This window comes from Mesorhizobium zhangyense, from assembly GCF_011045115.1.
In the GTDB taxonomy this organism is placed as follows: domain Bacteria; phylum Pseudomonadota; class Alphaproteobacteria; order Rhizobiales; family Rhizobiaceae; genus Mesorhizobium_M; species Mesorhizobium_M zhangyense.
Genome location: NZ_JAAKZG010000012.1, coordinates 164,116 through 175,284 on the forward strand (window position 1 = coordinate 164,116; position 11,169 = coordinate 175,284).

11 protein-coding genes are annotated in these 11,169 nt (G+C 61.7%); 9 read left to right on the forward strand and 2 right to left on the reverse strand.

The genetic code is table 11. From position 1 onward, the window contains the following. The first annotated feature begins 9 nt into the window (after positions 1-9). The 7 genes from G6N74_RS23370 (at position 10) to G6N74_RS23400 (ending at position 7,564) form a co-directional block, all read left to right on the forward strand. Positions 10-1,995: an AMP-binding protein gene (locus tag G6N74_RS23370; protein ID WP_165120412.1), complete on the forward strand. Its 1,986-nt coding sequence runs from the start codon at positions 10-12 to the stop codon at positions 1,993-1,995. Continuing rightward, positions 1,992-2,816, forward strand: coding sequence for an ABC transporter ATP-binding protein (locus tag G6N74_RS23375; RefSeq protein WP_091915396.1), 825 nt, complete (start codon positions 1,992-1,994; stop codon positions 2,814-2,816). The genes G6N74_RS23370 and G6N74_RS23375 overlap by 4 nt, the downstream gene beginning before the upstream one ends. A 12-nt stretch (positions 2,817-2,828) precedes the next feature. Continuing rightward, entirely contained in the window at positions 2,829-2,978 is a 150-nt protein-coding gene (locus G6N74_RS23380) for a DUF3096 domain-containing protein (RefSeq protein ID WP_091915394.1), read from the forward strand. A gap of 48 nt (positions 2,979-3,026) precedes the next feature. Then, a complete protein-coding gene (locus tag G6N74_RS23385; protein WP_091915392.1) occupies positions 3,027-3,986 on the forward strand; it encodes a branched-chain amino acid ABC transporter permease in 960 nt (319 codons plus the stop codon). 3 nt (positions 3,987-3,989) lie between these two features. After that, positions 3,990-5,066, forward strand: coding sequence for a branched-chain amino acid ABC transporter permease (locus G6N74_RS23390; RefSeq protein ID WP_165120413.1), 1,077 nt, complete (start codon positions 3,990-3,992; stop codon positions 5,064-5,066). Between the two features lie 144 nt (positions 5,067-5,210). Continuing rightward, a complete protein-coding gene (locus G6N74_RS23395; protein ID WP_165120414.1) occupies positions 5,211-6,527 on the forward strand; it encodes an ABC transporter substrate-binding protein in 1,317 nt (438 codons plus the stop codon). A 203-nt stretch (positions 6,528-6,730) separates the two neighbouring features. Continuing rightward, positions 6,731-7,564, forward strand: coding sequence for an ABC transporter ATP-binding protein (locus tag G6N74_RS23400; RefSeq protein ID WP_165120415.1), 834 nt, complete (start codon positions 6,731-6,733; stop codon positions 7,562-7,564). 206 nt (positions 7,565-7,770) lie between these two features. On the opposite strand, the gene G6N74_RS23405 is transcribed toward G6N74_RS23400, so the two are convergent. Both G6N74_RS23405 and G6N74_RS23410 read right to left on the reverse strand, forming a co-directional pair. Then, a complete protein-coding gene (locus tag G6N74_RS23405; RefSeq protein ID WP_165120416.1) occupies positions 7,771-8,424 on the reverse strand; it encodes a hypothetical protein in 654 nt (217 codons plus the stop codon). 167 nt (positions 8,425-8,591) lie between these two features. After that, on the reverse strand, positions 8,592-9,407 hold the full coding sequence (locus G6N74_RS23410; RefSeq protein ID WP_165120417.1) for an alpha/beta fold hydrolase: 816 nt from the start codon (positions 9,405-9,407) through the stop codon (positions 8,592-8,594). A 178-nt stretch (positions 9,408-9,585) separates the two neighbouring features. Here G6N74_RS23410 and G6N74_RS23415 point away from each other — a divergent pair, with 178 nt between their 5' ends. Both G6N74_RS23415 and G6N74_RS23420 read left to right on the forward strand, forming a co-directional pair. Beyond that, complete coding sequence (locus G6N74_RS23415) at positions 9,586-9,813, forward strand: aa3-type cytochrome c oxidase subunit IV (RefSeq protein WP_165120418.1); 228 nt, start codon at positions 9,586-9,588, stop codon at positions 9,811-9,813. 84 nt (positions 9,814-9,897) lie between these two features. Further along, positions 9,898-11,169: Re/Si-specific NAD(P)(+) transhydrogenase subunit alpha (locus G6N74_RS23420; protein ID WP_165120419.1), on the forward strand; the 1,272-nt coding region annotated here is incomplete at its 3' end.

The window sequence follows — 11,169 nt, forward strand, 5'->3', positions numbered from 1 at the left end:
AGCTTGATCATGGTTGCGACGGTTTCCGCCGCCGACATGGTTCTTGATACATTCCCGAAATACCTTCTGCGCAATGCGGAACGGTTCGGTGCCCGCCCCGCCATGCGCCACAAGGACTACGGCATCTGGCAAAGCTGGAGTTGGGCGGAACAGCTCAGAGAAATCCGCGCCTTTGCGCTCGGCCTCCAGGCGCTCGGCCTGAAGCATGGAGAACGCATCGCCGTGATCGGCGCCAACCGGCCGCGCCTCTACTGGACATTTGCCGCCGCGCAATCGCTGGGCGCCGTGCCGGTGCCGGTCTATGCCGACGCCGTGGCCGAAGAGATGGCCTATGTGCTCGACCATGCCGGCGTGCGCTTCGCCGTCGTGCAGGATCAGGAGCAGGTCGACAAGATCCAGTCCTTCGCAGACAAGATCCCGCAGCTCGCCGAGATCATCTATGACGAGCCGCGCGGCTTGCGCGACTATAGCCCTGCCGGCCTGCACGCTTTCTCCACCGTTCAGGAGAAGGGCGAGGCGTTGATGAAGGCCGATGCCGGCCTTGCCGGGCGCTGGGAACAAACCATCCGCTCTGCGAGCGGCGATGACATCTCGATCATGCTCTACACGTCAGGCACGACCGGGCGCTCAAAGGGCGTGATGATCAAGGCGATCAATGCTGTCAACGCCGCGCGCGACACGGCCGAATTCGACCGGCTTTCGGAGCGGGACAGCGTGCTCGCCTATCTGCCGCTGGCCTGGGTCGGTGACCACTACCTGAACTACGCGCAGGGCTATACGTCCGGCTTCTGCATGTGCTGCCCGGAAAGTGCGGAGACCGTGGCGCAGGATCTGCGCGAGATCGGGCCGACCTTCTATTTCGCGCCGCCGCGTATTTTCGAGAGCCTGCTCACCAGCGTGACGATCCGCATGGAGGATGCCGGCTGGCTGAAGCGCAAGCTGTTTTCGCACTATATCGGCGTGGCGAAGAAATACGGCGAAGCGATCCTGGAAAACCGTCCGGTGCCGCTCTCGGGGCGAGCGTCCTATGCGCTGGGAAAATTCTTCATCTATGGGCCGCTGCGCAATGTGCTCGGCCTTTCCAACATCCGCGTCGCCTATACGGCGGGCGAGGCGATCGGGCAGGACCTGTTTTCCTTCTTCCGCTCGCTCGGCATCAATCTGAAGCAGCTCTACGGCCAGACCGAAGCCTTCCTTTATGTCACCGTGCAGAAGGATGGCCAGGTGCGCGCCGATACGGTCGGGCCGGCCGCGCCCAATGTTGATCTCCGCATCTCGGACGCCGGCGAGGTGCAGTTCCGCTCGCCCGGCATGTTCTCCGGCTATTTCAAGCAGGACGACACGACTGCCGAGACGCTGACCGAGGACGGTTACGTCAAGACGGGCGATGCCGGCTTCTTTGATATTGACGGCCAGCTCAAGATCATCGACCGCGCCAAGGATGTCGGCAAGCTCACCTCGGGCGCGCTGTTTGCGCCGAAATACATCGAGAACACGCTGAAATTCTTCCCCAACATCAAGGAGGCGGTGGCCTTCGGACATGGGCAGGATTTCACAGCCGCCTTCCTCAACATCGACCTTCAGGCCGTCGGCAACTGGGCCGAGCGCAACAATATCGCCTATGCCTCCTATCAGGAGCTGGCCGGCCATCCCCAAGTCTATGAGATAATCGCCAAGCACGTCGACGAGACCAATCTGCGGCTTTCGCAAGAGCCGATGATGGCGGGAGCGCAGATCAAGCGGTTTCTCGTGCTGCACAAGGAGCTCGATGCCGACGACGGCGAACTGACCCGAACGCTGAAGGTGCGCCGCGCCTTCGTCTCCGAGCGCTACGCGCCGCTGATTGCCGCGCTCTATGACGGTTCGACGGAGAAATTCATCGAGACGGACATGACCTATGAGGACGGCCGCAAGGGCATCGTGCGCGCCACCGTCCGCATCATGGATGCCAAGGTCTATCCGGCCGTGCAACCAGTCAGGGAGGCCGCGGAATGAACTCACGCGCCGAACCGCTGATCATTGTCGCCCCGGACGACGGCATTCCCGCCGGCGACCTTCTGATGGACGTGAAGAACGTCTCGCTGTCCTTCGGCGGCGTGAAGGCGATCACCGATATTTCCTTCAATGTCCGCAAGGGCGAAATCCGCGCCATCATCGGCCCCAACGGTGCCGGCAAGACCTCGATGCTCAATGTCATCAACGGCTTCTACACGCCGCAGAAGGGCACCATCGTCTTTCGCGGCGAGGAGCGGCGGGCGATGAAGCCGCATCACGCGGTGCGGCAAGGCATCGCCCGCACCTTCCAGAATGTGGCGCTGTTCAAGGGTATGTCGACGCTCGACAACATCATGGCCGGCCGCTCGGTGATGATGAAGCGCAACCTGTTCTGGCAGATGTTCTGGCATGGCCCGGCGCTGCGCGAGGAAATCGAGCATCGCGAAAAGGTCGAGGAGATCATCGACTTCCTCGAAATCCAGCACATCCGCCGCACGCCGGTCGGCAAGCTGCCCTACGGCCTGCAGAAGCGCGTCGAGCTTGGCCGGGCGCTTGCCATGGAGCCGTCGCTGCTGCTGCTCGACGAGCCGATGGCCGGCATGAACCTTGAAGAGAAGGAGGACATGAGCCGCTTCATCATCGATGTGAACCGGCAGCGCGGCACCACGATTGCGCTGATCGAGCACGATATGGGCGTCGTCATGGACCTTTCTGACCGCGTCGTCGTTCTGGATTACGGCAAGAAGATTGCCGACGGCACACCCGATGCCGTGAAGTCCAACCAGAACGTTATCGACGCCTATCTCGGTGTCGCGCATTGAAAGGAAATCGAAATGACCATCTCGACGCTTGCCATCACCCCACTGGTTTCGCTGATCGCCGGCGTGCTCATCCTCGTGATGCCGCGCCTGCTCAACTACATCGTCGCGTTCTACCTCATCGTCATCGGCCTTCTCGGCCTGTTCCCGCATCTGGCGGGGTAATTTGCATCAACGGCGCGCCGGCTACCGGGCAAAGGAAAAACTGACACCATGGATTTCCTGAATTCCATTCTCGTCAAACCATTTGCCGACATGGCCGGCGCGCCGGATTTTCTGCTGCAGGTGCTTTGGGAGGGCCTCGTCGCCGGCGTGCTCTATGCGCTGATCGCGCTCGGCTTCGTGCTGATCTACAAATCGTCGCGCATCTTCAATTTCGCGCAGGGCATCATGGTGGTGTTCGCCGCACTCACGCTGGTCGGCCTGCATGAAAAAGGCGTACCGGCGCTGCTTGCCGTGCCGCTGACGCTGCTCGTCATGTTCATACTGGCAGTGGTCATCGAGCGGGTGGTGCTGCGCCCGCTGGTCAACCAGCCCGACATGATCCTGTTTATGGCCACCATCGGCATCACGCTGTTCCTCGTCGGTTTCGGCGAGATCATCTTCGGCGGCGAAAACAAGGTGATGATCACCGAGCAGCTTTACATCCCGACCGGCAGCATCGAGTTCGAGCCCTTCGGCGGCTTCGTTTCGATAGAGCAGAAGGACGTGACGGCGGTGGTCGGCGCGATCCTGCTGGTGGCGGGCCTGATCCTGTTCCTCAACCGCTCCAAGATGGGCCGCGCCATCCGCGCGCTCGGCGACGACCATCAGGCAGCCCTTTCGGTCGGCATCTCGCTGTCGACGATCTGGGTGCTGGTGTGGTTCATCGCCGGCGTGATTGCGCTGGTCACCGGCATCGTCTGGGGCGCGCGTGCCGGCGTTTCCTTCGCGCTGGAAGTCATCGCCTTCAAGGCGCTGCCGGTGCTGATGCTGGGCGGGCTGGAATCGGTGCTCGGCGCCATCGTCGGCGGACTGGCCATCGGCATTCTGGAAAAGCTTTTCGAGATCTACTGGGGCCAGCCGCTGCTCGGCGGCAACACCGAAACCTGGTTCGCCTTCGTCTTCGCACTCATCGTATTGCTGTTCCGGCCGCAAGGCCTGTTCGGCGAACGTATTATCGAGCGGGTGTAATCCATGCTCTACCGCACCGTCGGCCAGTTCAAAACCTCCTATCATGCAGACCACGCTCTGTTCCCGGTGAAGCAGGATGCCTGGCTGCTGGGTTTCATCCTGCTCATCGCCTTCGTCGTCTTGCCGGCAACCGCCAATGAATTCGTCTTCAACGCGCTGCTGATCCCGGTGCTGGTCTATGCACTGGCGGCGCTTGGGCTGAACATCCTCACCGGCTATGCAGGCCAGTTGTCGCTCGGCACTGGCGCCTTCATGGGCGTGGGGGCGTATGCCTGCTACAAGCTGGTCACGATTTTCCCGGAACTGAACATCGTCGTGGCGATCGCGCTGTCGGGCTTCTTCTCGGCAGCGGTTGGCGTTGCCTTCGGCCTGCCATCCCTGCGCATCAAGGGCTTTTATCTGGCTATCGCGACGCTCGCAGCCCAGTTCTTCCTCGTCTGGTTGTTTGAGAAATGGGCCTGGCTCTACAACTACAATTCCTCGGGCGCGATCCAGGTACCGAACATCGACATGTTCGGGCTGACGGTGGCCGGGCCAAACGCCAAGGCCGTCGTGCAGTATTACTTCGTGCTGTGCGTCGTCTGCCTGATCACCTGGTTTGCCATCAACATCACACGCGGGCGCATCGGCCGCATCTGGAAATCGGTGCGCGACATGGATATCGCCGCCGAACTCGTCGGCATCAATCTAATGAAGGCGAAGCTCTCGGCCTTCGCCGTTTCATCCTACATCGTCGGTGTCGCGGGTGCGCTGTTCGTATTCCTGTGGCGGGGTGCTGCCGAGCCGGTGCTGTTCGACATTCCACTGTCGTTCCGCGTGTTGTTCATCGTCATCATCGGCGGCATGGGCTCGATCCTCGGCAATTATCTCGGCGCGGTGCTGATCGTGGCGCTGCCGGTGCTGATCTCGTTCGTGCCGGGCGCGCTTGGCCTACCGGTCAGTTCGGCGATGGTCGAGCATCTCAATACAATGATCGTGGGGGCGACCATCATCGGCTTTCTGATCCTCGAGCCGCATGGCCTGGCAAGGCTGTGGGCGATCATCCGGGAGAAGCTGGTCATCTGGCCGTTCCCGCATTGAGGCAGAGCATGATCCCAAAAAGTGGCAGCCGGTTTTTGGATAAGATCATGGTCAAAAAGATAGCGGCCGCGGGGGCGGTCGTTGAAAACGGGGGGTGGTTTCCCCGGTCCGTCATGGAAAAACGACCACGTGGAGGAAATGGCAATGAAGACACTTATGAGGAAATCCGCCTTGCTTCCGGCGGTCTTCGCTCTTGCGGCGGCGCTTGGCGCGTCCCCCGCTTTGGCCGAGGACGCTGTAAATGTCACCAACCTGTCCTATCGCACCGGGCCGTTCGCGGCCACCGGCACGCCGCTGATGAACGGCCAGCGCGATTACATGCTGATGCTCAACGAGCGCGATGGCGGCGTCAACGGCGTCAAGCTGGTCTATGACGAATGCGAGACCGGCTACAACACCGAGAAGGGTGCCGAGTGCTACGAAAAGACCAAGGGGTCAAGCATCGTCACGCAGCCCTGGTCCACCGGCATCACCCTGCAGGTCCTGCCGAAGTCGAATGTCGACAAGATCCCGATCCTGGCGCCGGGCTACGGCTTCTCGCCAATGTCCGACGGCAAGGTGTTCCAGTGGGCCTTCAACCCGCCGGCCTCCTATTGGGACGGCGCCTCGATGATCCTGAAGAACATTTCGGAGGGCAATCTCGACAGTCTCAAGGGCAAGAAGATCGTGCTGCTGCACCTCGACGCGCCTTATGGCAAGGAGCCTATCCCACTGCTTCAGGCCTATGCCGAGAAATACGGCTTCACCCTGCTGCCGATTCCGGTTGGCGTGAAGGAAATGCAGAACCAGTCGGCGCAGTGGCTGCAGATCCGCCGCGAGCGTCCTGATTTCGTGCTGATGTGGGGCTGGGGCGCGATGAATGTCGGCGCCGTCACCGAAGCTGCCAAGACCAAGTTCCCGATGGACAAGTTCGTCGGCATCTGGTGGTCGGGTCATGACGGCGACATGAAGTCGGTTGGTGAGGCCGGCAAGGGCTATCGCTCGATCTCGTGGAGCCTGCCGCATTCCGAGTCCTCGGTCATGCAGGACATCAAGAAATACGTCCTCGACGCCAAGAAGGCCGAAATCGGCGAAGGCGAGTTCGACTGGGTGTTCTACCAGCGCGGCGTGCTGATCTCGATGTTCACCGTCGAAGGCATCAAGGCCGCGCAGGCGCATTTCAACACGAAGGTGGTCAGCGCCGAGCAGCTTCGCTGGGGTCTCGAGAACCTCAAGCTCGACGAGGCGGCGCTGAAGGCAATCGGCATGGACGGCATGATCGCGCCGTTCTCCACCGCCTGCAACAACCATGCCGGCCATGCCGGCGGCTGGATGCTGCAATGGGACGGCGCGAAATTCGTCAAGGTTTCCGACCATATCACTGCGGATGCTGAGATGATCGACCCGCTGGTTCAGACCGAGGCGAAGAAATACGCCGAGGCCAACGCGCCCTGGCCGATCAACGAAGAGTGCAAGATGTAATGACAGCTTTCCTCTCCCCGTTTTTACGGGGAGAGGATGCCGGCAGACAGGTGAGGGGCTGTGCCGACGTTGACCATCTTCATCGAAGGAAGCGCCGCCCCTTATCCGGCCTTTCGGGTTACCTTCTCCGGGTCGAGCCAAAGGTCTCGGCCCGTCCTTCGGAGCCCGAAAGGGGAGAAGGAAGTCTCACCACCGGAGCCAGCATGACCAACGCCGCACCGCAGTCCGAACCCGCCACCCCGATCCTCTCGGTCAACAACATCGAGGTGATCTACGATCACGTCATCCTCGTGCTGAAGGGCGTTTCGCTGACAGTGCCGAAGGGCGGCATCACCGCACTTCTCGGTGCCAACGGGGCCGGCAAGACGACGACGCTGAAGGCGATTTCCAACCTGCTCCACGCCGAGCGCGGCGAGGTGACCAAGGGCACCATCGTCTTCGAAGGCGACGAGATTCAGTCACTTTCACCCAACCAGCTTGTGCGGCGCGGCTGTATCCAGGTCATGGAGGGGCGGCATTGTTTCGGCCATCTGTCGGTCGAGGACAATCTGATGACGGGCGCCTTCACCCGGCGCGATGGGGCCGCCGCCATCCGCGCCGATCTCGATCTCGTCTACGAATATTTCCCGCGCCTCAAAGTGCGGCGCACCAGCCAGGCCGGTTACACCTCAGGCGGCGAGCAGCAGATAACGGCGATCGGCCGCGCGCTGATGTCGAAGCCGAAGATGATCCTGCTCGATGAGCCGTCGATGGGCCTCGCGCCGCAGCTGGTCGAGGAAATCTTCGAGATCGTGAAGAAGCTCAACGAGGAGCAGGGCGTCTCCTTTCTCCTTGCCGAGCAGAACACCAACATCGCGCTGCGCTATGCCAAATACGGCTACATCCTCGAATCCGGCCGCATCGTGCTCGACGGCGAGGCCCAGGCGCTGCGCGAAAACGAGGACGTCAAGGAGTTCTATCTCGGCGTCGCCGGCGAAGGGCGCAAGTCGTTCAAGGACGTGAAGCATTACAAGCGCCGCAAGCGCTGGCTGGCATAAGAGCGCAGACGTCAACAATTGATGCTGTTGTCGAAGCTGCTGCCCCTCACCCCTCCCTCTCCCCGTGAAGAACGGGGAGAGGGAGGGGTCGGCGTTGGAGCTTCCTCCTTCTCCCCGTCACTATACGGGGAGAAGGTGCCGGGCAGGCGGATGAGGGGCGGCGCAAACTTAAAAAGGGATGCCTGAGGCCATATCGCCTCTTCAACCTACCATTTATGCGCATAACTGGCGCCGAAGCTGCCGGTCTTGTGCCGCCGTGCCAGATTATCGATGTTGGCGCGAAGGTTAATGCCCGTCAGCACCTTCTGCTCCACGCCGACGCTTGCCTGCCATTCCTGATCGCGGGTCGAGCGTGAGCCACGCGCGAAGAAAGATGTGCCTGTTGAAGATGAGAGGATGCGGACGGAACTGGTGGTTCGCATGTCGATGCGGCGATCGCCGCCATGGTCGTAGTTCAACGTGTAGAAATCGTCGAGCTGCGCGGCGAATTCCGGCGTCAATGTCAGCGAGCGCGACCGGCTCACGGAAACCGAGCGGCTGCCGGTCAGGCCGTTCAGCCTGACGCTGACGTCGGCGGTGTTCGTCGCAGCCTTGCCGCCCGGGGAGGGCAGTTTCAACGAGCCCCAGAAATTCACCGGTCTGTTGGGCCGCGTTAACTTTTCAAGATTGGAACCGGCGAAGCTGACCTCGGTGCCGGCGCTGGCTTCCCAGTCGGTCGGTAGGCGGCTGCCCATGCGCATGGCATAGGAATCGCTGGAATTCTTCACCGGCGTCCAGATCAGCGGCTTGTCGTTAGCGTTCGCCGTGGTCGCAGACAGGATGACGGCGAGGAAAAGGGTCAGGGGTCGTAGAGAAGTCATATTCCATTCCAAATGGCGTGCGCGCCCGCAACGGAAATCTCATGCGCAAGTTTTTCGGGAATGGCGGTTCCTAACAGTGTGGCTTGGCCAGCCAAAGGTACAAATGCACGCCCTGCCGATTTCCTTTTCGGCTGTTGCAGGATGCGCACGGTTTATTTCAAATCATGTCAGTTCGTGAACAAACGCACGGCGGCCGCCACGATTGCCTCCGGCGCATCCTCCTGCATCAGGTGGCCGGATCGAGGAACGGGCGCGAATGCGCAGTTCGGCAGCATGGCGGCGAGTTCTCGGCCGCGCTCGAGCGGAATCCACTGGTCTTCCTCGCCCCACAGCAGGGCCACCTTGCAGCGAAGCTCGCCATAGCGGTCCTGCACCTCGTCGGTGAAGCGCTGGTCCATCTGGGCGATCTGGCGGTAGAAGGCCGGCTTGCCGGTCGGGCCGGTCCATGGCGCGACATATGGCTCGAGCTCGCTGTCGGAAAGTTTCCGCGCGACCGCGCCGGAAATATAGGCTTTCAGGATTGCGAGCTGGATATAGTCGGGAACGCCGGCGAAAGCGGCCTCGTTAAGCCTCACATGCCGGACGAATGGCGAGCCCCAAGGGCGAATGGCGACGGGATCGATCAAAAGCAGCCGCTGATAATCGCAACCGTTGAGCAGATGCGCCCGCAACGCGGTTGCACCGCCGAAATCATGGGCGATGACGTCCGGGCGGTCCAGTTGCCAGAATGCCAGCATTGCCGCCAACGCCTCGTTCTGGATACCGAGCGATACGTCCTGGCCTTCGAATTTCCCCGACGATCCATAGCCGGGGAGATCGTAGAAATAGATCGTGTGGCTGCGCGAAAGCTCCGGCGCAACGCGATGCCAGACATGGGACGAGAAGGGCGTGCCATGGACGAGCACAAGCGGCGGACCGCTGCCGATGGAGCCCCAGGCGATGCTCGTGCCGTTCCAGTCGAAGCGCTCAGTGGGGATCATCATCGGCCTCCAGTTCCATTCAACGGGAAGGACGGAGGCTAGCCGTTGGCGGCCCGCGGGTTAAACGCGAAAAACTAAAGACTGTTTCAGTGTTGCTAAATGTTATCGCGACATCGCGAGGCATTGCCCTCGGCGCAGCTTTTCGCTATGTGCGCATGGAATGTTTCCGGAGGGACTTTAGATGGCAGACCATACGCCGACCGGCCCGCTCGAGATGGGCGCCGAGATGGACTACAGAGAGCACGAGCGCACCTATTCCGGGTTCCTGACGCTCGCTAAGTACGGCTCGCTTGCAGTCGGCGCTCTCCTCATCGCCATGGCCTTCGGCTTCTTCACCAGCGCCGGCTTCTTCTCGGCGACGGTGTTGTTCCTGATTGTCTGCGCTGTCGGCGGATTTCTCCTCCGCTAATCCTTCCAGACTTCTCCTTGCGGTGCGGGTCTGGCGCTCCAGCCGGTTCGCGCCGGATGGTGTTCCAGCCGAAAGGGCCCTGCCGTGGCGCAGACGATCTTTGTCCCCAAGGAAGTTGATTTGAACGAGCCGCGCGTTGCGGCGTCTCCGGATACGGTGAAACGGCTTGCCGCGCTTGGTTTTGACGTGATTGTCGAGACTGGTGCCGGCCTGAACTCGCGCATCATCGATGCCGAATTCACCGCAGCGGGTGCGAAAATCGGCAAGGTGTCGGACGCGGGCAAGGCCGATGTGGTGCTGAAGGTGCGCCGGCCGAGCGATGCGGAGCTGAAAGGCTATAAAGCGGGCGCTGCGGTGCTGGCGATCATGGACCCCTACGGCAATGACGCTGCGGTGGCGGCACTGGCCAAGGCAGGCGTCACGGCATTTTCCATGGAATTCATGCCGCGCATCACGCGCGCCCAGTCGATGGACGTGTTGTCCAGCCAAGCCAACCTCGCCGGCTATCAGGCCGTCATCGATGGTGCTGCCGAATATGACCGGGCGCTGCCGATGATGATGACGGCGGCGGGCACGGTGCCGGCGGCAAAGATTTTTGTCATGGGCGTCGGCGTTGCCGGTCTTCAGGCGATCGCCACGGCGCGCCGCCTTGGCGGTATCGTGACGGCGACTGACGTGCGCCCCGCCGCCAAGGAGCAGGTCGCCTCGCTCGGCGCTAAGTTCCTCGCCGTCGAGGACGAGGAATTCAAGGCGGCCGAAACCGCCGGCGGCTACGCCAAGGAAATGTCCAAGGAATACCAGGCCAAGCAGGCGGCACTCACCGCCGAGCACATCGCCAAGCAGGACATCGTCATCACCACGGCACTCATTCCGGGCCGTCCGGCGCCGAAGCTGGTGTCTGCGGCCATGGTCGCCTCGATGAAGGCCGGTTCGGTCATCGTCGATCTGGCGGTCGAGCGCGGCGGCAATGTCGAGGGCGCTGTGCCTGGCAAGGTCGTGACGACCGCAAACGGTGTCAAGATCGTCGGCCATCTCAATGTGCCGGGCCGGGTCGCGGCATCTGCCTCGCTGCTCTACGCCAAGAACCTCTTTGCCTTCCTCGAAACCATGGTCGACAAGGGCACGAAGCAGCTTGCGATCAATCGCGAGGACGATCTCGTCAAGGCGACGATGCTGACCGACGGTGGCAAGGTCGTTCATCCGAATTTCGCCAATGCCGCACCCGCTCAGAGCGAGCCGGCGGCGAAGGCAACCAGGACAGCCGAGGCAAAGTCTGAGGCCGCGCCGAAGAAGGCCGCTGCCAAGAAACCTGCGGCGAAGAAACCGGCAACAGTCAAACCGATCGTGCCCGGCAAG